The following is a 24,363-nucleotide window of genomic DNA, read 5'->3' on the forward strand; positions in this document are numbered from 1 at the left end:
GTCGTCGCTTTCGCTCCTCGCAACGACGTGGAGAATTCTGCGGCTACTGCCCCAGCCGCATGTCCAGCAAGCGGCGGCCTTCGCCCTTGAGCAGCTTCTTCACCGCGCTCGAGGCGATCACTTCGCCGGTGTTGGCGTAGGCCTCGTGGTTCTTCTCGATGTCCTCGATGCGGTAGAGATAGTTGACCATGATGCCGGCGGATTCGCGCAGGCCCTTCGGCGAGAGATCGCCGAGCCAGTTGATCCGCTCCAGCCGCGCACCGTTGCCGAGATGGAAGCGTGCGACCGAGTCGATCAGCCGGCCCTTCGACGTACGCGCCTTCAGGAAATAGTAGGCGGCAAGCGGCTCCAGCACCGCACGCAGCTGCGTCGCAAGCTCGGCATTCTCGAACCAGTCGGGCTTGTCGAGGCTTTCCAGCAACTGGCGATCGTCGTCGGTGAGCGGCACGTCGGTCGCCTGCTTCACCCATTGCACGAAGCCCGGCACCGGCGACAGCGTCACGAAATTGTCGAGCTTCGGCAATTCGCGGCGCAGCTCCTCGACCACCTGCTTGATCAGGAAGCTGCCGAAGGAGATGCCGCCGAGCCCGCGCTGCGTGTTCGAGATCGAATAGAACACGGCGGTGCGGGCGCGCTCGACCGGCACCGGCTCGCGCTCCTCGGCGAGCAGCGGCGCGATCGCGCCCGGGATCGATTCGGTCAGCGCCACCTCGACGAAGATCAATGGCTCGTCTGCGAGGGCGGGGTGGAAGAAGGCGTAGCAGCGGCGGTCGACCGGGTCGATGCGCCGGCGCAAATCGTCCCAGTCGCGGATTTCGTGCACGGCCTCGTAGCGGATGATCTTTTCCAGAATATTGGCCGGCGACGACCAGTCTATCCTGCGCAGCACGAGAAATCCCCTGTTGAACCAGGATGAGAGCAGATGCACCACGTCGCGGTCGAGCACGGCGAGGTCCTTGTTGCCCTTCATCAGTGAAAGCAGATCGGATCGCATCGACACCAGCTCGCCGGTGCCGCCCGGCGCGCGGTTGAGCCGACGAATCAATTCCTGCCGGCGCGGTTCGGAGGCGAAATGCAGGTCGCTGGCGTCGTCGCCATTGGCTTGCGCGCGCCAGCTGTCGATCGCCTGCGACAATCTGGCCTGGTCGGCTCCGAAATCGCGGGCCAGCGTGTGGAAGAAGGAGAGGCGGCCGTCGCCATCGAGGTGGTGGTAGCGGTCGAGCACCTCGCGCGCCATTGCGGTGCCGGAGGCCTCGCCGCGCCCAGATAGCAGCGCCTCGCACAATTCCAGCAGCTCGGAAGGATCCTGCTTGTCGTCGGTCGGGACGGCGCGGCGGAGCAGGGTGCGGCCGCGTTCGGAAATCGTCGCGAGCAGATCGGAGAAAAAGGCGTTGGCCATTGGCGGGTCGTATCCAGTTTAGCCGAACCTTACACGGGATTTAAGGCCGGGAGCACTGGAATCAAGCGCATGGATCGTACGGAAATATGTCGCGGCACAACAATGGTATAATTGGTCGGCGCTTGATGACGGATCGCGTTCACGTTTTCTCCGCGAATTCCGTCGGCGTCTTGCCGGTCACCTGGCGGAAGGCGTGCGAGAATGCCGGCACGCTGGCATAGCCGAGGTCGGATGCGACCTGCTTGACCGAAACATTGGCATCGGTCGAGAGACGCTGGATCGCAGCCGCGATGCGGGCGCGCTGGCACCAGCTCTTGAAGGAGAGTTGCGTCTCCGCCGAGAACAGCCGCGACAGCGTCCGTGCCGAGGTGCCGACGGTGCGCGCCAGCGACTCGATTTCGTAGTCGCGCGTTGGATCCACCAGCACGACGTCGGCGGCGCGCCGGCAACGCGGCTCCTGCGGCAACGGAATGAAGGTCGCGGGATCCTCGGCCCGGTGCAGCTCCAGCATCAGCAGCCTGACCAGGAGCTCGGTGCGCTCGCGGCTGCTGGCGCTATCGAACAGCGCAAGGATCGCCTGGTGCAGCAGCGGCGACACCCGCACCACGAATTCATTGGCGAGGCTGTCGCTGCGTTTCTCGCGCGCAAGCCACGCCTGGTCGAAATACAGCGTCCGCATCTCGATGTCGGCAAGCACGTCGATCGCATGCGCAAGCAGGGCAGGGACCCAGACCGCGCGGTCCGGCGGCACCAGCCAGCGGCCCTTCGGCGTGGTCACCTGCATGGTGCCCTTCGCGGCATAGACCAGTTGCGCCTCGCGGTGCATGTGCGGGTCGAGCCGGACGCCTTTCCTGTAGGTGCGCGCGACGAGGTGCACGCCGTCGTCGGCGGCGCGCCGGTCGTCATGAAGCGCTCGGATTGGCGGTTCGGCGATAGTCATTGGCGACATTCCGTCAGGACAAGTTTCTATAACCTATTTTCGAGCAATTGAAGATTCAGGACTGCCCCATGAACAGCCCCGGCCGGGTGATTACCTTCGTCAACGCCGCCCACTTTATCGACCACTATTCGATGCTGATTTTCGCCGCCGCGGTCATCATCATGGGCCCGGCGCTCGGCATGGCCTATTCGGAGCTTCTGCCCTATGCGACGCCGGGCTTCATCGCCTTCGGCGCCGGCTCGCTGATCACGGGGTGGCTCGGCGACCGCTGGAGCCGCCGCCACATGATGGTGATCTTCTTCGTCGGGATCGGGCTTTCGATGATCTCGGTCGGCTTCGTGCAGACGCCGTTGCAGCTCGGCGCCGCGCTGCTTGCGATCGGCATCTTCGCCTCGATCTACCATCCGGTTGGCACCGCCATGATCGTGTCCTACGCCGAGAAGCTCGGCGCGCAGATGGGAATCAACGGCGTCTGGGGCAATCTCGGTGTCGCCTCCTCGGCGCTGGTCACCGGCGTGATCGGCCAGTATCTCGGCTGGCGCTGGGCCTTCATCCTGCCCGGCATGATCACCGTTTTGATCGGCATCGCCTTTGCGATGACCGTGGTGCATGAGGACCGCAAGGGCTCCAAGCAGGCCGCGGCCCAGGTCCGCGTCGCCAAGGAGGACATGTGGCGTGTGGTGCTGGCGCTGCTCATCGTCGTGATTGCGATCTCGACCACCTTCAATGCGGTGACGGTGGCGCTGCCAAAACTGTTCGCCGAACGGCTCGCCGACCTGACCAAGAGCCCGGCGCTGCTCGGCCTGATCGCGGCCGGGGTCTACGTGTTCGGCGCGATGACGCAGTACACCATCGGCAAGTTGCTGGACAAACATTCGCTGAAGGCGGTAGCCCTGCCGCTTTCCTTAGTGCTGGCGCCGTTCCTCTATCTCGCGGCGAGCCTGTCGAACCTGCCGCTGATCCTGGTCTCGATCGGCATCGTGATGGGCGCCTTCGGCCAGGTGACCGTCAATGACGCTATGGTCGGCAAATACACCACCGAGGAATGGCGCTCGCGTGCTTATGCGGTGCGCTACTTCGTCGGCTTCACCGCCGCCGGCGCCTCGGTCGGTCTTGTCGCCTGGCTCTACGATCAGGGCGGCTTCACGACGATGCTGCGTGCGTTTGCGGCGCTGTGCTTGCTCGCGGTCGCCGCCGCGATCATCCTGCCGCGCGAGATCAGGACGCCTGTCGCGCAGGTGAATTGACGGCGGGAACGCTTTACCGCGCCGGTTCCGCTTAATCTTACTGCGGCATATCCCCTCATCCTGAGGAGACCGCGAAGCGGGCGTCTCGAAGGATGTAGGCCACAGCCTCATGGTTCGAGACGCGCGTTCCGCGCTCCTCACCATGAGGGTTACGAGGATTGTGACCCAGTAGGATTAACCCCGCGGGGAGCGCGCATCCGCCGCAAGCGGGGGGCCGTTCTTCGCTTGTCCCGGCACGATGGTGTGATAGGCTTTGCGCAGGTTTCGGGGACTGAGGCGCCGGTTGCGCCTCAAACACTGCCATTTGTGGTTTGTGGAGCAACCGGAATCATGGGTGAAATCCGCGATTTCAAATCAGGCAAGCCGCCGTCCGACGGCGCGGTGCCGCGGCGTCTGGCGGCGATCGTCGCGGGCGACATCGCCGGCTACAGCCGGCTGATGCAGCTCGACGAAGAGGGCACGCATAACCGCGTCAAGCGAATCCTGCGCGATCTCATCGAGCCAACCATCGCCGAGCACCACGGGCGGCTGGTGAAGACCACCGGCGACGGCTTCATCGCGATGTTCGACAGTCCGGTCGAGGCCGTCCGCTTCAGCATTGTCATTCAGCAGAACCTGGTCGGCCGCAATGCGGCGGTGCCGAAGGAGTTCTGGATCGAATACCGGATCGGGGTCAATCTCGGGGACATCATCATCGAACCCGAGGACATCTATGGTGACGGCGTCAATGTCGCCGCGCGTCTGGAGGGGATCGCCGATCCGGGCGAGGTCTTCATCTCCGGCGGCATCTACGAGCAGATCAAGCACAAGCTGGTTTGCGGCTACGAGTCGCTCGGCGACCGCAGAGTGAAGAACATCACCGATCCCGTCCGGGTCTATCGCGTGCTGCCGGATGCGGCGGCGTATAGCCGGACGCGCAGGCGCCGCGAGAACGTCCTGATCAGCCTGCTCGGCCTTTCGATCGCGATCATCGCCGGCGGCGCGCTCTGGTACTTGCTGGTGCAACCGCGCGGCAATCCGCGCGAGATGGCGCTGGCGCCATCGTCATCTCCCGTCCCCGCGCCGGCGCCGAAGCCGGCCGAGCCGCCGCCTGCGGCCGGGCCGGTCGCGCCAAATCAAGCGCAGAGTCCGGTTCCGGCGCCGACCGCGCAGCAATCGTCGGCTCAGCCACAGCCTGCGCCCTCCGCCAGCCCTGCCGGACCGGCGCAAGCCGCGGCCGCGCCCGAGCCCGAAATGGTCTCGCTGACCGGCGGCAGCTTTGCGATGGGTAGCAATGATGACGCTTCGGAACGGCCGATCCACCGGGTGACGGTCAAGCCCTTTGCCATGGGCAAATATCCGGTCACCGTGCGCGAATGGAATGCCTGCGCGGCCGCCAAGGGCTGCGGCTTTACGGCGACCGGCAATGACGATGCGCCTGTGACCAATGTGAGCTGGAGCGATGCGAAGCAATATGTAACGTGGCTCGCGGACAGCACGAAGAAGCCGTACCGGCTTCCGAGCGAGGCCGAATGGGAATACGCGGCCCGCGGCGGCACGCAGACCAAATACTGGTGGGGCGATCAGGTGCAACCGGGCGTGGCGAGCTGCAAGGATTGCGGCGGTGACGCCGCGGCCGAACAGCCGGTCAAGGTCGGCAGCTTCAGGCCCAATCCGTTTGGCCTCTACGACATGGGCGGCGGGGTCGATCAATGGGTCGAAGACTGCTGGCACCGGAATTACCAGGGCGCGCCGGCCGACGGGACGGCGCGGCATGACGGCGACTGCTTCTCCCACGTGATCCGCTCCGGCTCCTGGAAGAACGACGCACGCTATATGCGACCAGCCAATCGCGACAATTACGACACCAACGTCCGCTATCCGACCCACGGCTTCCGGGTCGCGCGGTCACTTTAAAGCGCGATCCGAGCCCGGAGGGCCACTTGAACGCAAGGCGGACACCAGTTTTCGGTAAGATGCAGCTCAAACGCTGAATGGGGGAGGGGTCGATGAAAGGTCTGTGTGCCATCCTGCTCACGGCGGTCGCGCTATTCGCAAGCCCCGCTTACGCACAAGGCAAGCCGGCGCCCAAGGATGCAGTGCTGTATTTCGTCTGGCCGCACAACGGGGCGACCATCAAAGGGGCGTTCTGGTGCCGCTTCGGCCTGCGCAACATGGGTGTCACCCACGCCGGCGACGACTATCCGAACAGCGGCCATCACCACCTCTTTGTCGACGTGAATGAGCCGCTGAACCCCAACGAGCCTATCCCGTCGGACAAGTCGCATCTGCACTTCGGTGCGGGCCAGACCGAGACCCGGCTCGACCTGCCGCCGGGCAAGCATACGCTGCAGCTGGTGCTGGGCGATGCCAAGCACTATCCCTTCAATCCGCCCGTCGTCTCTCAGAAGATCACCATCAGGGTCCGCTAGACCGCCCGGTACCGAAGGCTGCGTTGCGCAAACTGGCGGTTGCGCTCCCCCGTCGCATGCGGTTTGTTGCCGGCCCTGCCGGATATTTTGTACCAGCGTTATTGAGATAGCGTGATCATGCGGCGTAGTCGAGGTGGATTATATTTGGCCGCACGGTTTGCGGCGCCGGTGGCCGGTATCCTAAGGCCGAATGCAGCCGCAACGTATTATAGTGGTTGCGCCATTGTTCGGTGAGAACTTGTGCTTCGCTCACTCCAGCAGTAGGACACCACCATGAGCATTCGCGTCGGCATTGTCGGGATCAGCGGTTTTGGCGGCGGCGAGGCGATGCGCCTCGTCGCGAGCCACCCGTCTTTCGAGCTAATCTACGCCGCGGGCGAGGGCAGCGCCGGCAGCCGGTTGGTGGACCGCTTCCCCGGTGTGCCGGCCAAGCTGGCCGAGCTGGTGATCGAGAAGTGGGACCCTGTGACCCTGCCGAAGCTCGACGTGCTGTTCGCGTCACTGCCCACGGGCGCCTCGGCCGAAGCGCTGGCGCGCGTCCCCAAGGACGTGAAGATCGTCGACATCGGCGGCGACCACCGCTACGTCGAGGGTTGGGCGTACGGCCTAGCCGACGTCTGGCCAGCCCAGATCGAGGGTCAGATCCGCGTTGCCAACCCCGGCTGCTTCCCCGCGGCGACGCTGAACGCGCTGGCGCCGCTGCTGGTCAACAAGCTGATCGAGCCTGGCAACATCGTGATCGACGTCAAGACCGGCATCTCCGGTGCCGGCCGGGGCGGCGCCGACAGCAAGTTCGGCTACGCCGAGAGCAACGAGAACTTGCTGCCCTACGGTCTGCTCAAGCACGTCCACATGCCCGAGATTGCCAAGACGATCGAGCGGCTGAGTGGCGGCAGCGCGGCCGGGCTGGTGTTCACGCCACACTTGGTGCCGATGACCCGCGGCGTACTCGCCACCATTTACTGCCGCGGCCGCGCCACCACGGGCCAGTGCTTGGACGCGGCCCGGCGCTTCTACGCCGGGCGGGCGTTCGTCCGCGTGACCGACAAGCCGCCGCAGACCAAATGGGCTACCGGCTCGAACCTCGCGTTTGTCAGTTATGCGGCCGATCCAGAGCGCAACTTGGTGATCGCGATGGGCGTGGTCGACAATCTCGGCAAGGGAGCGGCCGGTCAGGCGGTGCAGAATGCGAACCTGATCTGCGGCCTGCCAGAAACCGCAGGGCTGGACGGCGTACCTGTTTGGCCGTGAGATCTTTTGCGAGTCCGTGTTGTCCGTGAAGACATTCGCCGAGCTCGATCTGGACGGCGTCAAGGTTGCCGCCGTCAACAAGAGCACAACCATGCGCGGCGCGATCGCGCATCTCAAGCATGCCAAGGTCACGGGCTATCAAACCTACGACGAGATCTTCAATCTCTTGAAGAGCGGCGGGATCGATGCCTTCGCGCTGTCGCGCGACCAGCTCAATGCGATGGCGAAGAAGATCCCGGGCGCGCGCGTGCTGGACGAGACCTTCAAGCAGACCGTCACCGCGGTCGCGGTGCCGCTCAAGCATCCGCTCGCCGCGGCCTTCGTCACCAAGTTCATGACGGAAGCGACCGCCAACGGCACGCTGCGCAAGGCCTATGACGGCAACGGCCTGAAGGACACGCCGATCCACACCGGGGCGAAGTAGCGCGCGTCTGCGGACATCCGCGAGCCGCGCTGGTCGCACCAAGCCCCGGCGCGCGGCGTGTGCGTCGCCGTGGGCGACATCTGTGCAAACTGCATAAATAGGCAGCAAGCTGCCGCCCGGCCTTCCGGAGCGGTCACAAAGCTATTGTATTAAAAGTGTTTTTCGCGCCGGCGGCGGTGGCGCCGATTGGCATATGCATTGCTTTTGATTGCTCCAGTCAACGACGACTGCCGTCCTCCGGAGTGCCCAGGCCAGTGCCGGCCGAGGCCAAGGGATCAAGGCGCCTTGCCCAGGCGCCTCGAGCAATCGTCGCGATTCTGTCTCTGCGATCGCCCGCCGATCCCCCGCCTTGATCGTGCATCGGATGTTCTGCCGGCGTTGAAGCTGCCGCTTCGCCGTTTCCGATCCCGACGAGCGTTCTCGGACGGACGAGCATTTCAACCAACCCGCGTCGCATCGGCGCGACCAGATTGTTTAAGGGGACTTGACGAAATGGCTTATCTCGCACCTTCGGAATTCGTCACCAAGATGGTCGACGCCGGCGAATCCAAGATCTTCATGTCGACGCGCGACACCGTGATCCGCGCCTACATGGCGGGCGCAATCCTCGCCCTGGCGGCCTGGTTCGCGGTGACGATCAACGTGAACACGGGGCAGCCGGTCATCGGTGCATTGTTGTTCCCGGTCGGTTTCGTCATGCTCTATCTGCTGGGCTTCGATCTCTTGACCGGCGTGTTCGTGCTGTCGCCGCTCGCGCTGCTCGACAAGCGCCCTGGCGTCACGCTCGGCGGCGTGCTGCGCAACTGGGGCCTCGTCTTCATCGGCAATTTCGGCGGCGCGCTGACGGTGGCGTTCATGATGGCCTTCGTGACGACATTCGGCTTCACGCAGGAGCCCGACAAGGTCGGCACGGTCATCGGAAACATCGGCGAGGGCCGCACGCTCGGCTACGCCGCGCACGGCGCGGCCGGCATGGCAACGCTGTTCATCCGCGGCATGCTGTGCAACTGGATGGTTTCCACCGGCGTCGTCGGCGCCATGATCTCCACGACGGTCCCCGGCAAGGTCATCGCGATGTGGATGCCGATCCTGGTGTTTTTCTACATGGTATTCGAGCATTCCGTGGTGAACATGTTCCTGTTCCCGTCCGGCTTGATGCTCCATGCGAAGTTCTCGATCATGGACTACCTGATCTGGAACGAGATCCCCACCGTGCTCGGCAACCTCGCCGGCGGCATCGCCTTCACCGGGCTGACGCTCTACACGACGCATGTGAAGACGGCGCCGAACCGCGAGCGTCTCGCGGCTTGATCTCCGCAGGCAGATGGGTCTCTCCTGACGCGGAGGGACCCATCGGGCTTGAACCAGGCGATGCCGCGCGGGCTGAAAATATCGGTCGGGCAATTCTCTGATAAGGGCCGCAAGGACGCCAATCAGGATTTCCATGGCGTCTTGATCCCCGAGGAGCCGCTGCTCGGCCTGAAGGGCATCGCGGTGGTGCTGGCCGACGGCATCTCCTCGAGCAGCGTCAGCCGCATCGCCGCCGAGTCCGCGGTCAAGGGCTTCCTGACCGACTATTACTGCACCTCGGAATCCTGGTCGGTGAAGACCTCGGCGCAGCGGGTGCTGGAGGCGACCAATTCCTGGCTGCACGCACAGACCCGACGCAGCCAGAATCCTTACGACAGGGACAAGGGCTACGTCTGCACGCTGAGCGCCATCGTCATCAAGTCGACATCAGCGCATCTCTTCCATGTCGGCGACAGCAGGATCTACCGCGCGTCCGGCGGCAGCCTCGAGCAGTTGACCAACGACCACCGTGTCGTGATCTCGTCGCAGCAGAGCTATCTCGGCCGCGCGCTCGGCGTGAACCCGCAGCTCGAGATCGACTACCAGAACCTGCGGCTCGAGCCGGGCGACATCTTCCTGCTGGTCACCGACGGGATCTACGAGCATGTGCCGTCGCGCCAGCTCGCGAAGATCATCCAGGACGGCGCCGCCGACCTCGATCGGGCCGCGCGGGCGATCGTGGAGCAGGCGTTCGAGCGCGGCAGCCCGGACAATCTCACCGCGCAGATCCTCCGGATCGACGAACTCCCCGACGGCGAGGCAAGCGAGGTGTTCGGCCAGCCGACCGAGCTGCCGCTGCCGCCGCTGCTCGAGGCGCGGATGCGCTTCGACGGCTACCGCATCGTGCGCGAGCTGCATGCATCATACCGCAGCCATATCTATCTTGCGGTCGATGAGGACAGCGGCACGACGGTTGCGATCAAGATCCCGTCGGTCGACCTGCGTGACGATCCGGCCTATCTGAAGCGCCTCATGATGGAGGAGTGGGTCGCGCGCCGGATCGACAGCCCGCATGTGCTGAAACCCTGGCTGCCGCCACGCAGGCGCAATTTCCTCTACGTCGCGACCGAATATGTCGACGGCCAGACGCTGAAGCAGTGGATGATCGACCATCCCGCGCCGGCGCTCGAGACGGTGCGCGACATCGCCGAGCAGATCGCCAAGGGGCTGCGCGCCTTCCACCGCAAGGAGATGCTGCACCAGGACGTCAGGCCCGACAACATCATGATCGACAAGACCGGGACAGTGAAGATCATCGACTTCGGGTCGACGCGGATATCAGGTGTGGCCGAGGCGGCGCCCTCGGGCACCGAGGGTATCCTCGGCACCCAGCAATACACCGCGCCGGAGTATTTCCTGGGCGAGGGCGGTTCGGCGCGATCGGACCTGTTCTCGCTCGGCGTCATCACCTACCAGATGCTGACCGGGCGGCTGCCCTATGGCGCGCAGATCGCGCGCGCCCGCACCCGCTCCGATTTCAGCAGGCTGGTCTACGCCCCTGCCGCGCATGGCGGCCGGGACATCCCGACCTGGGTCGACCGCACGCTGGAGCGCGCCGTGCATCCCAACCCGCTGAAGCGTTACGACAGCTTTTCCGAATTCCTGTTCGACCTGCGCAACCCCAACGCAAAATACCTCACGACGACGTCGACGCCGCTGATCGAGCGCAATCCGGTGCTGTTCTGGAAGTCGACGACGCTGCTGCTCGCGTTGGTCGTGATCCTGCTGCTCGCCTACGGCGCGCATCATGGTCGGTAGTTGGATAGCCGTCGCGAAGGGATTGAGCTCCCTCTCCCCGTTCTTACGGGGAGAGGGTTGGGGTGAGGGGCCCTCTCCGCGATCAAAGTGAGAGTCGAATTTGCGGAGGCTCCCTCTCACCCGAAATTCAAGCTGCGCTTGAATTTCGACCTCTCCCCGCAAGCGGGGCGAGGTTCACCCAGGCTAATGCGTCGCGCCGGCCGCGATCGGGTCCAGCCCGCTCTTGATCAGCGCGTCGCGCGCGTCCGGCGAGGCGAGGAAGCCGATCAGCGCCTTGCCGGCATCCGCCTCCTTCGATCCGGTGGCAATGCCGGCGGAGAACACGGTGATCCTCTGCAGCGGCTCCGGCAGCGGACCGACGATATCGATGCCGGCGACTGGCCTGAGCTCGGCGATCTGCTGGAAGCCGATCTCGGCCTCGCCCTTGGCGACGATCTCGCCGACCGGCGTTGCCGGGATCGTCCGCGCCTTGTCCTTCATCTGGTCGGCGATGCCGAGCTTCTGGAACATCTCGGTCGAGACATAGACGCCGCTGGCGCTGTCGGAATAGGCAACCGATTTTGCCGCCAGCAACGCCCGCTTGACGGCCTCGGCCGAGCTGATGTCCGGCTTCGGGGCGCCTGATTTCACCGCGATCCCGATCGGCGACTTCACGAGGTCGACGCGGCTGTCGGCGACCGCCTTGCCCTGCTTGATGAGGTCGCCGAGCGCATAGCCGACCATGATCAGCACGTCCGCCGGCTCGCCGCGCGCAAGCCGCACCGGAATCGCGTTCGTCGTGGTGCCCATCGACGGCCCGAAGGCGGTCACCACCTTGTTCCCGGTCTTGCGCTCGAACTCCGGCACCAGCGCCTTGTAGGCCGCGGTCAGCCCGCCCGAGATCATGACATGGATTTCGACGGCGGAGGCCGCGGTGGTGATGGCAAGCGCGCCGACGAAGGCGAGCGCGAGCGTGCGGAGGGCGGCGGAGGGACGCATGGAGGTTTCTCCCGGAGACGATTCTTGAGGCGGGTCGTCGTGGCGGGGGAGACTAATGCCTGAAAGAAGGCGTGACTAGCCGCCCCGTCATTGCGATCGAAGCGAAGCAATCCATCGCGCCGCGTACGCGGAGGCGTGGATTGCTTCGTCGCTCCGCTCCTCGCAATGACGGTGAGAGACCGCTACCATCCGCTCACGAATTCACGTGCACGAAATCCCGCAGCAGCGGGTAGATCTCGTTGGTCCAGCGCTTGCCGGAGAACACGCCGTAGTGCCCGACGCCGGCCTGCATATGGTGCACCTTGCGATAGGTGCGCACGCCGGTGCAGAGGTCCTGGGCTGCGAGCGTCTGGCCGATCGAGCAGATGTCATCCTTCTCGCCTTCCACCGTCATCAGACCCATGCGCCGGATCGCGGCCGGGTTCACCGGACGGCCGCGATGGTTGAGCTTGCCCTGCGGCAGCAGGTGCTCCTGGAACACGTCGCGCACCGTCTCGATGTAGAACTCCGCCGGCAGGTCCATCACAGCGAAATACTCGTCATAGAACGTCTTGATCACCGCGGCCTTCTCGGTCTCGCCCTTGGCGAGATGGCGCGCGAGGTCGATGTGCTGCTTGATGTGGCGCTCCAGGTTCATCGACACGAAGGCGGTGAGTTGCACGAAGCCGGGATAGACCTGGCGGAACGCACCCTTGCACTGCACGGGCACGTAGTTGATCAGATTGTCCTCGAACCACTTGATCGGCTTGCTCTTGGCGAACTGGTTGACCTTGGTCGGCTGGATCCGCGTGTCGATCGGCCCGGCCATCAGCGTCAGCGACGCCGGGCGTGCGGGGTGGTTGTCCTCCGACATGATCGCGGCCGCCGCCAGCGCCGATACCGACGGCTGGCAGATCGCGACCATATGCGCACGCGGGCCGAGCCGGCCGAGGAAATCGATCAGGTGGTCGGTGTAATCCTCCAGCCCGAAGCGGCCCTCGTCGCGCGGGATATCGCGCGGATTGTGCCAGTCGGTGATGTAGACGTCGTGATCCTGCAGCAGCGTCTTCACGGTGCCGCGCAGGAGCGTGGCGAAATGGCCGGACATCGGCGCCACCAGCAACAGCCGCGGCTGCTCCGGCCCGTCCACCTTCCGAAAATGCAGCAGCGAGCCGAACGGCGTCGCGTAGGCGACCTCCTCGGTCACCTCCAAATCCCTGTTGCCGACGGTCACGCTGCCGATGCCGTAAGGCGGCCGCGTGTAGGTCAGGCTCGCGCGCGAGATCAGCTCGAGCGCCGCCGCGAGCCGGCCGAACATCCGGTCGGAGACGCCCCGCGGCGCCATGTTGAGATATTTCAGCGCCGCCGCGGCCCCGGTCCGCCACGGCGCAGTGAGGTCCATGTGGTTCTGATAGGCCTGGTACATCATCGACATCATACGCGGTCCGTCACTGGCCTGACCGGCCATGCAATATCGACGCCAGAGCGGGGCGGACGGCCCGGCCAATTGGCGCGTGGCTTGCTTGTGGCTTGCTGAAGAAATTGGAGCCCAGGCTTCGGGCCGCGGCGTCGCGGCCGCGCCGGGCGGGGACCGCGTTCAGGCGTGAGGAGCTGATATGGCGAAGGCGACACTCACCATCAGCAGCAAGAACTATTCGTCCTGGTCGCTGCGCGGCTGGCTGCTGGCGAAGTTCGCGGGGCTGGACTTCGAGGAGATCGTCACCGCGCCCGACGACCCCATGACCCGGGCCGAACTGCTGTTGCTGTCGTCCTCGATCCTGGTGCCCTGCCTGCGCCATGAGGGCGCGACGGTGTGGGATACGCTGGCGATCGCCGAATATCTCAACGAGATCATGCCGGATGCCGGGCTATTGCCGGAGAATCGGATCCAGCGCGCGCATTGCCGCTCGATCTCGGGCGAGATCCATTCCGGGTTCACGACGCTGAGATCCTCATTGCCGGTCAATCTCAAGGGGCACTTTCCCGGCTTCAAGATCTGGTCGCGTGCGCAGGCCGACATCGACCGGATCTGCAGCATCTGGCACGATTGCCTTGGCCAATCCGGCGGGCCGTTCCTGTTCGGCGCGCGCCGCACCATGGCGGATGCGATGTATGCGCCCGTCGTCACCCGCTTCATGACCTATGACGTGAAGCTCGACAGTGGGCTTGTGGCCTATGCCGGCACCATCATGACGATGCCCGAGATGGCCGAATGGATCGAGGCGGCGAAGGCCGAGCCGGCCGACGTCGAGGAGCTCGAGGTCGAATATTAGGCAGGCGCCGCGGGCGCTGCCCGCATCGGCGGCTCAAGCGGCGGGCAGGGTTTGCTCAATCGACATGCCGCCTGTGATCATTGCCGTTGTCGCATCGGGGCTGCGCCAGCCGCGGCGCGGTCTTCGCGCAACGCAAATTCGTGTCCAGCAGCAAATGCTTCCGTCGTGGCGGCGACGGCGCGATGAGCCATTTCGCCGCAGGCAAACGCGGCTGGCAAGGATTTCGCATGGCCATTGTCAAGCTGTGACCGCGACGATGCGACGCTGCCGAAAATTTGGACGCCGAGCTGCGCCGCGATCTCGCGAACACGAGAACCGTGGAGGCTTCCATGAACCAGCACGCCGTCGTCGGCAAATTCTCCCACGTCAAACCCGGTGACACCGAGTTCAAGGGAGGCGGTCTGCGCGACTTCTTCCTGTATCGCGACCTCGGCATCGCCGACGCCACCGGCGGGCAGGTGATCTGCCATCTGGTCAAGGCCAATCCCGGCATGCCGCCGGAGCAGGGCACCGGCTGGCACAAGCACCTCTGCGATTTTCAGATCGTCATCATGACCAAGGGCTGGGCGCGCTTCATGTACGAGGACAAGGAGACGCTGGTTGAGGCCGGCGACGTCGTGCATCAGCGGCCCGGTATCACCCACTATCTGTTCGATTACTCGAAGGACATGGAATATCTCGAAATCGTCAGCCCTGCCGATTTCAAGACCGTGGACGTGGCGCCGGCGACCGAAACGGTCCCGCCGATCACGCCCTGGACGTGATCACCATGTCGTCAGCGGAGGAATTAACTTTCGTCGTCGGGCGTTGGCTGCGGCCGATCGTGATGCTTCTGTATGTGGTGCGCTGGCTCGGCCTGATGACCACATCTAGCCGTGAACAACGGAGTACGGTGCCCGATCAGCGATTCGGACGCGGTTCGTTCCATCCCCGTTCCGAATCTTAAGACGAGGTGAAGCGCGTCGCGTTTTGGAACAACGCGCGTCGCGTCGCGCATCGTCCGGCTGCGCGGCCGGCCATACGCCAACTGGAGAGACGCTTTCCCCCGCGACAAAATGCGACGCCGTTTGCCGCGGGGTGATCATGCTCGAATGCAAAGAGCGGAGGGCGGTTCGCAGAACCGCACCCTGCTAGGTCGCGCCGGCCTGCTTCTCGCGCGGCTTGCGCCAGGCGATGACATTGGCCTCCAAGGCGCCGCCGGTTGTGTCATTGCGCCACTGGCCGTCGACGAAACGGCAGGCGAACGGCAATTGATATGTCCCGCTATGATCCTCGCAAAGCACTTCCACGCATTGGTCTGGCGAAGGTGCGCCGTTGCCATCGAATTGCGCCAGCCGTTTTTCGCGTGTCGCCATGTGATTTGTCTCCAGAGTCGAACCAAACAAGTTCCGAAGACCCCCGTCCCCACGAGAAGTTCCCCGTAATAGCCAGAGCACACCGCTTGAATGCGGTATCAGTGTGGTATGTCTGCCTCGCTTTCAACGTCACAAGCACAAAGCTGTGAACGGCGCGCCGGATTGGGGATGATGATGATCGCTCGCTTTGCTGTTGCCTTTGTCGTGCCGCTTGCGTTCGGCGTCGTCGGATCAGCGCATGCGCAGGACGTGCCCGGCATCGAAATCTGCACCGTGGAAAAAACCATGGAACGGCGCACCAGCTGCCTGCAGAGCAATGTCGATTTCCTGCAGAAGACGATCAACAAGCTCACCGCCGATCAGCAGCAGAAGCTCGATGCCGCCAACCGCCAGATCGAAACCTTGAAGAGCTCGGTCGCGAGCTTGCAGAAGCTCGTCGCCGACTTGCAGATCGCGCAGGTCAAGATGGCTGACGATTTGAAGAAGAAAGCCGACGCGCTGCCGCCGAAGGATGCAGCGCCTGCGGCGAAGGACGGAACGAAGTAGGCGGAGTCCGTCCGCGCGGTCTCTTCGCCTCCCCCGCAAGCGGGAGAGGGGGCGCAGTCATTTCGCGGGGACTGCTCGAACCTGTCTCATGGAGGTCTCACGCCACCCGATACTTCTCCATCACGTCGCGATCCGGCTCGTAGCCAAGCCCGGGGTCTTGCGGCACGGCGACATGGCCGCTGGTATCGACATCGATGCGGTCGCCCCACAGGCAGGCGGCGCGTTTCATGAAGAACACCTCGATCAGGCCTTCGTCGCGGATCGCCATCAGATGCAACGTTGCGAGGAAGCCGGGCCCGAAATAGGGCGAATGCGGAATCACCTTGACGCCGAACTCGTCGGCGAGCACCGCGACCTTCAGGAATTCGGTAACGCCGCCGACCTTGATCACCGACGGCTGCGCGTGGCTGACCGCGCCGGCCGTCATCATCTGGCGGAATTGATACACCGTGCAGGCATTCTCCCCGGCTGCGATATCGAGCCGGCCCTCCTTGCGCACTTCCGCAAGCGTCGCGAAATCCTCCGGCGGCCAGATCGGCTCCTCCAGGAACATCGGCGCCGCCTGCTGGCAATCCCGGGCAAATTGAATCGCCGCCGGTCCGTCCAGCGGGCAGTTCATGTCGACCATCAGCGGCACGTCGGGGCCGATCGCCTCACGCGCGGCCGTAACGGCCGGGATCGTGGTCTCGTGCAGCTTGATTGCCGAATAGCCTGATTTGATCGCCTTCTTGCACTCGGATGCGATGTGCCCGGCGTTGCCGATCCGCATCAGGCTGGCATAGGCCGGAATCGCGTTGCGCTTCGCGCCGCCGATCAGTTGATGCAATGGCGCGCGCTGCACCTTGCCGGCGAGATCCCACAGCGCGATGTCGAGCGCCGAGATCGCAAACATCGTGATGCCGTAACGGCCGAACAGATGCAGGTTGCGCTGGATCTGCTCCATGACCGCGGGAATGCCCGCGGCGTCGGGAACCTCGAGGCCGCGCGCCTGCGGCGCGATCATCTCGGTCACCGCCGCGCAGCTCGTCCGCGGGCAGACATAGGCGAAGGCATCGCCCCAGCCGGTGAGGCCGGCATCGGTCGAAATCTCAACGATCACCATGTCGAGCGCGGAGATCGCCGAAGCGCCCTGGCGGAAGCTCGCGGGGCCGGCGTCATAGGGGATGCGGATATGGTGGGCGCGGACGTCGGTGATTTTCATTGTCGTTGCCTTTCTTGCGCGGGGGGCACCGCCGCGTGATTGCGAGCCACCCGATCGGCGCGAGCGCCGCCGGATGACAGGCTCCGCGAAGCAATCCATTCTATCCGAGTTTGCGGAGAAATGGATTGCTTCGTCGCTTCAGCGCAAAATTGCTTTGCAATTTTGTCGCGAGCTCCTCGTAATGACGAGGGGCGGCCGGCTGGAACTTACGACTCCTTCCCGCCGCTCATGATCGGGCCGAACCGCTCCCAGCTCTCGCCCTTGAAGCGCATCATCTGAAGCTGCTCGATCGGAGCGTAGTCGTCAGGCCCGGTCTTGATCTTCGTGCCAGGCAAATAGATGCCGATCTCGAAGTTCAGGCTGGCGGCCTGCTTCATCACGTTCTCGCGCGTGAGGTTGTCGCCGCATTGCCGCAGCACCTGCTCGAGGCCCTTGGCGACGCCGTAGCCGAATACGGTCGCGGCATCGTCGAGGTCGCCTTCGGGGTACCACTTGGCCATGAAGGCGCGCCACTCGGTCATCGCCGGATCGTTCTTCCACTCGGCGTCCTTGGGATCCTTGAGATATGCCGTGGACAGCACGCCCTGGCTCGCCTCATAGCCGGCCGGCTTCATTACGCCGCCGATCGAGCCTGACACGTTGGTTAGGAACTGCACCGGATGCCAGTCCAGCTCGGCGACCTTCTTGATCGCCTGCGCCGCGAATTTCGGGGTCGCGATGTTGACGAAGATGTCGGGATTGGCGCCCTTGATCTGCACCACCTGGGAATCCACCGTCGGCGACGTCGTCTCATAGGCGGATTCGACCACGATCAGCTTCTTGGCCTGATCGCCGAGACCGTCATGCAGGCCGATCAGGTAGTCCTTGCCGAAATCGTCGTTCTGGTAGAGCACCCCGATCGTCTTGCCGGGGTAATGCTGCAGGATGTATTTGGCGTAGATGCGCGCCTCCACCTGGTAGCTCGGCTGCCAGCCCATGGTCCACGGAAAGTTCTTCGGGTCGTTCCACTTGGCGGCGCCGGTCGAGACGAACAGCTGCGGCACCTTCTTGGCGTTCATATATTTCTGGATCGCCGTGTTGCCCGGCGTGCCCAGCGGATTGAAGATCAGCAGCGCCTCGTCGCTCTCGACGAGCTTGCGGGCCTGCTCGACCATTTTCGGCGGGCTGTAGCCGTCGTCGTAAGAGATGAAGTTGATCTTGCGGCCGTTGATGCCGCCTTCGCTGTTGAGCTTCTTGAAATAGGCCGCCTCGGTCTTGCCGATGGTGGCGTAGGCCGAGGCCGGGCCGGAATAGGGCATGATATTGCCGATCTTGATCTCGGTGTCGGTCACGCCCGGATCGTATTTCTTCTGTGCGTTGGCCGCGCTTGCGGCCAGTACGAGACATCCCGCAAGCGCGGCGATTCGGGCATAGCTCAAGCGTCGATGGTGCATCATTGTCCTCCCTGACATGCTGGCCGCGGCTCATGCAGTCTTGATTATCGGGCAGCTTGGTGAGCCGTCGGATCGATGCAGCGGTGAGTATGCACGATTGCGACCATGTGACCAGCGACGCCTTTGCGCTAAATTTCCGTGGAGCGGAACCGCGATTTCGTCCGCCGAGCAGCAAGGACTGTCAAATGCCGCGCAGAGCGTCAGTGCATGATGCGCCTGCTTTGGTTTGAGCATTCCTCGCGACAAACGCGGAACGTGTTTGCGCGGAGATCACGCTCCAGGGAAAGCCGTCGTCCATGAATCCAGCCCAGAAGGCGCTCTGGTACATCGAAAGCCATCTCGGCGCGCCGCTGACGCTCGACGAGATTGCCGGCGTCGCCGGCGTGTCGCGCTTCCATCTGGTGCGGGCGTTTGCGGAGGCGACCGGGTTCTCGGTGATGCGTTATGTGCGGGCCCGCCGTCTCAGCGAGGCCGCGCGCCAGCTCGCCGCCGGTGCGCCCGATATCCTCAGCCTCGCGCTGGATGCGGATTACGGCTCCCACGAAGCATTCACCCGCGCGTTCCGCGACCATTTCGGCGTCACGCCCGAGACGGTGCGCACGGCGACGTGCCTGAAGACGCTCAAGCTCCAGGAGCCGATCACCATGATCTCGACAGCCCTCGATCACATCGATCCACCGCGCATCGCGACCGGCAAGGCGTTCCTCGTCGCCGGCATCGGCGAGCGCTACAATCACGCCAACGGCAGCACGGCCGGGATCCCGAACCAGTGGCAAGAGTTTCACCTGCAATCCGCCAACATTCCCCGCCAGGTCGGCAAGGTGGCGTATGGCGTCTGCTGCAACGGCGACGATGCCGGAAATTTTGACTACATCGCCGGTGTCGAGGTCGCGGATTTCTCCGACCTGCCGCGCGAATTCGCGCATGTCCGCATCCCCGAGCAGAAATATGTCGTGTTCACCCACAGCGATCACATCTCGACCATCCGCCGCACCGTCAACACGATCTGGAATCGCTGGCTGCCGCAGTCCGGCATGAAAGTCGCGGACGCGCCCAACTTCGAGCGCTATGACGAAAACTTCGATGCGTCGACCGGCAATGGCGGATTGGAGATCTGGGTGCCGGTGAGGGAGTAGGGCATTGTGTAGCCACCCCATCCGTCATTCCGGGGCTCGCCAACGGGTCCGCACAGTTCAATGGATTCCGGGTTCGCGGCAAGAGGCGCGCCTCGGACCCCGCAAGGGGAGAGGGAACCCTTTCGCCGGTGCCTTCCTGACGTGCCAATCACTGATTTGCCCGACGGCGCAAGTCCCCGCAGCAAAAATATTTCTGTTTTTCAGAACTGCAACTCAGTCTATGATGCGCGCGTCTCACCCGACACGAGGGGCGGATCGCGATCGTCACGAACGTGGTGTGGGATGCGGTGGACGCGGATTGCGCAACTGACGAGTGCGCATGAAGCGGACGGTGAAGTCGTGTGGTCTCGACGCCCCAGTGGCAGGTGTCTCCTCGCTAAGCACGCGAACGCGTCTTTGCGAAGACGGTGACAAAAAAGCCAAGTCTCGCCGGGGAGAGCACGAAGTAAGCCGTAACCCATCGTGCAGGGAAAGCCGGATTGCTCCGGTTTCACCTGTGGTCCTACCCCCGGTGCTTTTTTTGTTGCACCGGGCCCATGGGTGCGATCGGCACCCGGCTTTCCCTGCGCCCTCTGATCAAGAGAGGGCGGAGAAAATGACAGCAAACCTCGGGCAATTCGTGTCGCGAGAATGCGAGGCTGCGAGTCGCTTGAAATCAAGCCGTGCCACACATTCAGTGTCGTCCTGGCGAAAGCCAGGACCCATTACCCCAAGCGCTGATCGTTGCGCGACGCTGGGGCCGCGATCCCTCTAACAACAAACGCCGATGGTTATGGGTCCTGGCTGTCGCCATGACAACAGGGATGCTCAATGCGAGCGCGCAAGGCAGAACGCGACCACCCCTTCCAGCGCCGTCTTCATCGGCGAGGAGGGGAACAGCGCCAGCGCGTCGACGGCCATCGCGCCGTAATGCTGGGCGCGGCTGATCGTGTCTTCGAGGGCGCGGTGCTTGGTCATCAGGCCGATCGCGTGATCGAGATCGTTCGCACTGATCTCGCCGCGCTCGAGCGCGCGAATCCAGAACTTGCGCTCGGAGTCATTGCCGCGACGGAAGGCGAACACCACCGGCAGCGTGATCTTGCCCTCGCGGAAATCGTCGCCGACATTCTTGCCGAGCTTGGCGGACTTGCCGCCATAGTCGAGCACGTCGTCGACGAGCTGGAAGGCGATGCCGAGATTCATGCCGACCGAGCGGCAGGCGGTCTGCTCTGCCTTGGGCCGGTTGGCGATCACGGGGCCGACCTCGCAGGCCGCGGCGAACAGCTCGGCGGTCTTGCCCCTGATCACGGCGAGATATTCGTCCTCGGTGGTCGCGGTGTTCTTGGCCGCCGCAAGCTGCATCACCTCGCCCTCGGCGATGGTGGCGGCGGCGGCCGACAGAATGTCGAGCGCGCGCAGCGAGCCGACCTCGACCATCATGCGGAAGGCCTGGCCGAGCAGGAAGTCGCCGACCAGCACGCTCGCCTCGTTGCCCCACAGCATGCGGGCCGAGAGCTTGCCGCGGCGCAGTTCGCTCTCGTCGACCACGTCGTCATGCAGCAGCGTCGCGGTGTGCATGAATTCGACTGCGGCGGCGAGCTTGATATGGCCGTCGCCGGAATAGTCGGAGAGCTGGGCCATCGCCAAGGTGAGCATCGGGCGCAGCCGTTTTCCCCCGGAGGAGATCAGATGATTGGCGACCTCGGGGATCATGGTGACCTCGGAGCCGGTCCGCGAAATGATCGTCGCGTTGACGCGCTCCATGTCGGCGGCGACAAGCCCCACCAGCCCGTCGATCGAAGCATTGGACGGGCTTTCAAAGGGTACAATAACCGCCACGCTGGTCTCCAATTTTGCCGAATTCGCACTATCCTCAGCTATAACATTAGAAACTGCGCGGTGAAGCGGCAAGGCCACGAAGTTGTTGACATGTGTTGCCGCGTCAGCACAGCCGGGTTCAGAGGAGAGCGTGATTTGCGGGAATTGGTTCGAACCAACGACATGGTGCTGGTTTCCGCGGTCGGCGCGCTGCTCGACAGCGCTAACATCCATCACCTGGTGCTCGACCAGAACATGAGCATCATCGAGGGCTCGCTCGGCGTGCTGCCACGCCGGATCCTGGTGCATGAGGACGACAACCACCAGGCGCGCCAGCTTCTGACCGAGGCCGGCCTTGGCCATGAATTGCGGACCGATGAGTAGTCCGGCCACTGATGTCACCGAGGATGGATTCCTCGGCGGGCAATTGCGGTTGCGGCAGCCGCGCAGCGGTCATCGCGCCGGCCATGACGCGATCCTGCTCGCCGCGGCCACGCCGGCGCGGTCGGGCGATCGCGTCGTCGATCTCGGTTCCGGCGTCGGCGCGGCGGGGCTGGCCGTGGCACGACGGATCAGCGGAATCGATCTCGCACTGGTCGAAATCGACCCAACCCTGGCTGAGCTCGCGCGGAATAATGCCAGCGCCAACGCGATCATGGCCGACGTGGTCGTGCTCGATGTCGAGGCCGAGGCGTCGACGTTCGCCGCAGCCGGGCTCGGGCCCGATAGTGCCGATGTCGTGCTGATGAATCCGCCCTTCAACGATCCGGCCAGGCATCGCGCCTCGCCGGACAGCGTGCGGGAGCGCGCCCATGTCGCGACCACGACGACGCTGGAGAGCTGGGTTCATGTCGCGCGGCGGATTCTCAAGTCGAACGGGCGGCTTGCGATGATCTGGCGGGCCGACGGGATCGCCGAGGTTTTGGGCGCGCTCGGTCGCGGCTTTGGCAGCGTCGAGATCCTGCCCGTTCACGCCGACGCGACGTCACCGGCGATCCGCATCCTGGTTCGCGCCACCAAGGGCGGACGGGCACCGACGCGGCTCCATGCCGCGCTGCTGCTCAATGATCAATCAGGCATGCCCAACAAATGGGTGCAGGGAATTTTGGCTGGAAAGGAAGGATTGCCGATGGCGCGGCCGTAACGAGCAGGTCCGCTACCCGCGCCCTCATTGGCTCGGCCTTATTGCGGAGCCGTTTCCGACTGCCGCTCCGGCCTGGACGTGAAATGGATCGCGGTGAGGAGTGTACCGATCAGCAAAATCAGCAGATAGATCTTCATGTCGCTCTCTCCGCTGCGCATTGCAGCCCCAACGGACACAATGCAAAACGCGTTCCGTGCTTTCCAATGACAGTGGCGTGATAAGAAGTGGTTAATTCGAGGTAACGGCATGAGTGAACAAACAAGTGATCGCGCAGCGAAGCCGGGACTGGTCGAGCGGATGCAGGACATCCTTCCGGCGCGGTTCAGGCGCGGCGTGGCCGTCGTGCCGGTGGTGCGGCTATCCGGCGTGATCGGCGCGGTGACCCCGCTGCGGCCAGGCATGACGCTCGCCGGCGTCGCCAAGCTGCTGGAGCGCGCCTTCGGCACTCGGAATGCCAAGGCGGTGGCGCTGGTGATTAACTCGCCGGGCGGCTCGCCGGTGCAGTCCCGGCAGATCTACCTGCGCATCCGCCAATTGGCCGCGGAGAAGAAGCTGCCGGTGCTGGTGTTCGTCGAGGATGTCGCGGCTTCCGGCGGCTACATGATCGCCTGCGCGGGCGACGAGATCTATTGCGACCCGTCCTCGATCCTGGGTTCGATCGGCGTGGTCGGTGGCAGCTTCGGCCTGGAGGGATTGATCAAGAAGATCGGGGTGGAGCGGCGGCTCTACACAGCGGGCAGCCACAAGGCGATGCTCGATCCGTTCCTGCCCGAGAACCCCGACGATGTGGCCCGGCTCAAGGCGATCCAGCGCGAGATCCACGCGATCTTCATCGCGCTGGTCAGGCAGAGCCGCGGCGGCCGCCTGAACGGCGCCGACGACGTGCTGTTCACCGGCGAGTACTGGGCGGGCGAGACCGCAGTTGGCCTGGGGCTCGCGGACGGTATCGGCGATCTCCGCTCGACGCTGCGTGCCCGCTACGGCGACAAGGTGCTGACGCCGGTGATCGCGCCCGCAAGCGGCATGCTGTCAGGGCTGCTCGGTCGCCGGGCCCCCGGGGCGGGGGCGCTGGCCGGGCTCGACGGATTCGGCGGCTTGCCGGAGGAACTGATCTCGGCGCTGGAAACCAGGGCGATTTGGGCCCGATTCGGGTTCTGAACACGTGGATTTGAGCGCGCCATTTGGCCCCAAAAGTGCGATTGCGGCGCAGGCCGGCTTGGGCGAGAATGCCGTTCATTGGGGGCCTGACCGACGTGAACGACAAGGATCGACCGATGCCGCCGCTGATCGCATTTGCAGGCGTCCTGGGTGGCCTGGCCGTGGTCCGCTGGGCCTACAGGACGGCCGTCCGGATCAACCAGGAACTGGAAGAGGCGCGGCTTGCCCGCGTGGCCGAAGCCGCGCGCGCGAGCGAAATCAAGACCCTGCGCCGCGACCCCGTGACCGGGGCCTATCGCCCGGGCTAGGGCTTGGATCTCCCCAATTTGTCACACAGGGATTGCTCTCCCTCTCCCGCTTGCGGGGGAGGGTCGGGTGGGGGCTCTCTCCACGGTCGTATCGTGAAGAGAGCCCCCACCCGGATCGCATCCAGGATGCGATCCGGCCTAAGAGCGAGTTTCGCTCGTCTCGACCCCCGCAAGGGGGAGAGGTGACGAGAGCCCACCGAAACAGCTGGCATCGCCTTGATTCCATTGGCCGCCGCCGATACGGTCCCGCGCGCTTCACACCCCCCTCGCGAGAC

The 24,363-nt window shown here is 64.4% G+C and carries 23 protein-coding genes and 2 pseudogenes; 16 read left to right on the forward strand and 9 right to left on the reverse strand.

Annotated features, from left to right (window positions below; genetic code table 11):
- Nucleotides 1-43 precede the first annotated feature (43 nt).
- A complete protein-coding gene (locus MTX19_RS09490; protein ID WP_280976208.1) occupies nucleotides 44-1,399 on the reverse strand; it encodes a malonyl-CoA decarboxylase in 1,356 nt (451 codons plus the stop codon).
- 139 nt (nucleotides 1,400-1,538) lie between these two features.
- Complete coding sequence (locus MTX19_RS09495; RefSeq protein ID WP_280983380.1) at nucleotides 1,539-2,339, reverse strand: helix-turn-helix transcriptional regulator; 801 nt, start codon at nucleotides 2,337-2,339, stop codon at nucleotides 1,539-1,541.
- 68 nt (nucleotides 2,340-2,407) lie between these two features.
- Here MTX19_RS09495 and MTX19_RS09500 point away from each other — a divergent pair, with 68 nt between their 5' ends.
- From MTX19_RS09500 to MTX19_RS09510, 3 genes are all read left to right on the forward strand, one after another.
- Entirely contained in the window at nucleotides 2,408-3,586 is a 1,179-nt protein-coding gene (locus MTX19_RS09500) for an MFS transporter (protein WP_280983381.1), read from the forward strand.
- A 330-nt stretch (nucleotides 3,587-3,916) separates the two neighbouring features.
- Complete coding sequence (locus MTX19_RS09505; RefSeq protein WP_280983382.1) at nucleotides 3,917-5,482, forward strand: SUMF1/EgtB/PvdO family nonheme iron enzyme; 1,566 nt, start codon at nucleotides 3,917-3,919, stop codon at nucleotides 5,480-5,482.
- A gap of 92 nt (nucleotides 5,483-5,574) precedes the next feature.
- Nucleotides 5,575-5,997 (forward strand): DUF4399 domain-containing protein, encoded by a 423-nt coding sequence (locus MTX19_RS09510; protein ID WP_280976212.1) that lies wholly within the window; start codon nucleotides 5,575-5,577, stop codon nucleotides 5,995-5,997.
- 115 nt (nucleotides 5,998-6,112) lie between these two features.
- Here the strand turns inward: MTX19_RS09510 and MTX19_RS09515 are convergent.
- Nucleotides 6,113-6,250: pseudogene (locus tag MTX19_RS09515) on the reverse strand (integrase core domain-containing protein); the annotation flags it as partial.
- Nucleotides 6,251-6,270: 20 nt separating this feature from the next.
- Between MTX19_RS09515 and argC the strand changes: the two are divergent.
- The 4 genes and pseudogenes from argC (at nucleotide 6,271) to MTX19_RS09535 (ending at nucleotide 10,780) form a co-directional block, all read left to right on the forward strand.
- Nucleotides 6,271-7,248: an N-acetyl-gamma-glutamyl-phosphate reductase gene (gene argC, locus MTX19_RS09520; RefSeq protein WP_280976213.1), complete on the forward strand. Its 978-nt coding sequence runs from the start codon at nucleotides 6,271-6,273 to the stop codon at nucleotides 7,246-7,248.
- A 22-nt stretch (nucleotides 7,249-7,270) separates the two neighbouring features.
- Nucleotides 7,271-7,672, forward strand: a pseudogene (locus tag MTX19_RS09525) (transporter substrate-binding domain-containing protein); the annotation flags it as partial.
- A gap of 492 nt (nucleotides 7,673-8,164) precedes the next feature.
- Complete coding sequence (locus MTX19_RS09530) at nucleotides 8,165-8,983, forward strand: formate/nitrite transporter family protein (RefSeq protein WP_280983383.1); 819 nt, start codon at nucleotides 8,165-8,167, stop codon at nucleotides 8,981-8,983.
- Nucleotides 8,984-9,043: 60 nt separating this feature from the next.
- Nucleotides 9,044-10,780, forward strand: coding sequence for a bifunctional protein-serine/threonine kinase/phosphatase (locus MTX19_RS09535; protein ID WP_280984746.1), 1,737 nt, complete (start codon nucleotides 9,044-9,046; stop codon nucleotides 10,778-10,780).
- 183 nt (nucleotides 10,781-10,963) lie between these two features.
- Here the strand turns inward: MTX19_RS09535 and MTX19_RS09540 are convergent, their stop codons facing one another.
- A complete protein-coding gene (locus MTX19_RS09540) occupies nucleotides 10,964-11,758 on the reverse strand; it encodes a substrate-binding domain-containing protein (RefSeq protein ID WP_280983384.1) in 795 nt (264 codons plus the stop codon).
- Between the two features lie 193 nt (nucleotides 11,759-11,951).
- Nucleotides 11,952-13,175 (reverse strand): polyhydroxyalkanoate depolymerase, encoded by a 1,224-nt coding sequence (gene phaZ / locus MTX19_RS09545; RefSeq protein ID WP_280984747.1) that lies wholly within the window; start codon nucleotides 13,173-13,175, stop codon nucleotides 11,952-11,954.
- Nucleotides 13,176-13,353: 178 nt separating this feature from the next.
- On the opposite strand from phaZ, the gene MTX19_RS09550 reads away from it, so the two are divergent.
- The 3 genes from MTX19_RS09550 to MTX19_RS09560 all read left to right on the forward strand — a co-directional run bounded on the left by MTX19_RS09550 (nucleotide 13,354) and on the right by MTX19_RS09560 (nucleotide 14,774).
- Nucleotides 13,354-14,010 carry a glutathione S-transferase family protein gene (locus MTX19_RS09550; protein ID WP_280985938.1) on the forward strand — a complete coding sequence of 219 codons (657 nt, stop codon included), beginning with the start codon at nucleotides 13,354-13,356 and terminating at the stop codon, nucleotides 14,008-14,010.
- Between the two features lie 86 nt (nucleotides 14,011-14,096).
- The gene (locus MTX19_RS09555) at nucleotides 14,097-14,258 is read left to right on the forward strand and encodes a hypothetical protein (protein WP_280983385.1); all 162 of its coding nucleotides are present in this window, start codon (nucleotides 14,097-14,099) and stop codon (nucleotides 14,256-14,258) included.
- 81 nt (nucleotides 14,259-14,339) lie between these two features.
- Nucleotides 14,340-14,774, forward strand: coding sequence for a cupin domain-containing protein (locus MTX19_RS09560; RefSeq protein WP_280983386.1), 435 nt, complete (start codon nucleotides 14,340-14,342; stop codon nucleotides 14,772-14,774).
- 366 nt (nucleotides 14,775-15,140) lie between these two features.
- Here MTX19_RS09560 and MTX19_RS09565 read toward each other — a convergent pair whose 3' ends face one another.
- Nucleotides 15,141-15,365, reverse strand: coding sequence for a hypothetical protein (locus MTX19_RS09565; RefSeq protein ID WP_280976216.1), 225 nt, complete (start codon nucleotides 15,363-15,365; stop codon nucleotides 15,141-15,143).
- A 174-nt stretch (nucleotides 15,366-15,539) separates the two neighbouring features.
- Between MTX19_RS09565 and MTX19_RS09570 the strand changes: the two genes are divergently transcribed.
- Complete coding sequence (locus tag MTX19_RS09570; protein ID WP_280984749.1) at nucleotides 15,540-15,911, forward strand: hypothetical protein; 372 nt, start codon at nucleotides 15,540-15,542, stop codon at nucleotides 15,909-15,911.
- 97 nt (nucleotides 15,912-16,008) lie between these two features.
- On the opposite strand, the gene MTX19_RS09575 is transcribed toward MTX19_RS09570, so the two are convergent.
- Both MTX19_RS09575 and MTX19_RS09580 read right to left on the reverse strand, forming a co-directional pair.
- The gene (locus MTX19_RS09575) at nucleotides 16,009-17,112 is read right to left on the reverse strand and encodes a mandelate racemase/muconate lactonizing enzyme family protein (RefSeq protein WP_280983387.1); all 1,104 of its coding nucleotides are present in this window, start codon (nucleotides 17,110-17,112) and stop codon (nucleotides 16,009-16,011) included.
- Nucleotides 17,113-17,318: 206 nt separating this feature from the next.
- Nucleotides 17,319-18,548, reverse strand: a complete 1,230-nt coding sequence (locus MTX19_RS09580; RefSeq protein ID WP_280983388.1) for an ABC transporter substrate-binding protein — start codon at nucleotides 18,546-18,548, stop codon at nucleotides 17,319-17,321.
- 293 nt (nucleotides 18,549-18,841) lie between these two features.
- Between MTX19_RS09580 and MTX19_RS09585 the strand changes: the two genes are divergently transcribed.
- On the forward strand, nucleotides 18,842-19,681 hold the full coding sequence (locus MTX19_RS09585) for an AraC family transcriptional regulator (RefSeq protein ID WP_280983389.1): 840 nt from the start codon (nucleotides 18,842-18,844) through the stop codon (nucleotides 19,679-19,681).
- 807 nt (nucleotides 19,682-20,488) lie between these two features.
- On the opposite strand, the gene MTX19_RS09590 is transcribed toward MTX19_RS09585, so the two are convergent.
- The gene (locus MTX19_RS09590; RefSeq protein WP_280983390.1) at nucleotides 20,489-21,499 is read right to left on the reverse strand and encodes a polyprenyl synthetase family protein; all 1,011 of its coding nucleotides are present in this window, start codon (nucleotides 21,497-21,499) and stop codon (nucleotides 20,489-20,491) included.
- A 135-nt stretch (nucleotides 21,500-21,634) separates the two neighbouring features.
- Here MTX19_RS09590 and MTX19_RS09595 point away from each other — a divergent pair, with 135 nt between their 5' ends.
- The 4 genes from MTX19_RS09595 to MTX19_RS09610 all read left to right on the forward strand — a co-directional run bounded on the left by MTX19_RS09595 (nucleotide 21,635) and on the right by MTX19_RS09610 (nucleotide 24,088).
- A complete protein-coding gene (locus MTX19_RS09595; RefSeq protein ID WP_280976222.1) occupies nucleotides 21,635-21,862 on the forward strand; it encodes a DUF2007 domain-containing protein in 228 nt (75 codons plus the stop codon).
- On the forward strand, nucleotides 21,855-22,622 hold the full coding sequence (locus MTX19_RS09600) for a methyltransferase (protein ID WP_280983391.1): 768 nt from the start codon (nucleotides 21,855-21,857) through the stop codon (nucleotides 22,620-22,622). The genes MTX19_RS09595 and MTX19_RS09600 overlap by 8 nt, the downstream gene beginning before the upstream one ends.
- Nucleotides 22,623-22,868: 246 nt before the next feature.
- On the forward strand, nucleotides 22,869-23,780 hold the full coding sequence (locus MTX19_RS09605) for a S49 family peptidase (protein ID WP_280976224.1): 912 nt from the start codon (nucleotides 22,869-22,871) through the stop codon (nucleotides 23,778-23,780).
- A 116-nt stretch (nucleotides 23,781-23,896) separates the two neighbouring features.
- The gene (locus MTX19_RS09610; RefSeq protein ID WP_280976225.1) at nucleotides 23,897-24,088 is read left to right on the forward strand and encodes a hypothetical protein; all 192 of its coding nucleotides are present in this window, start codon (nucleotides 23,897-23,899) and stop codon (nucleotides 24,086-24,088) included.
- The last annotated feature ends 275 nt before the right edge of the window (nucleotides 24,089-24,363 follow it).

Origin of the sequence: Bradyrhizobium sp. ISRA464, assembly GCF_029910095.1 — a bacterium.
Taxonomy (GTDB): Bacteria; Pseudomonadota; Alphaproteobacteria; order Rhizobiales; family Xanthobacteraceae; genus Bradyrhizobium.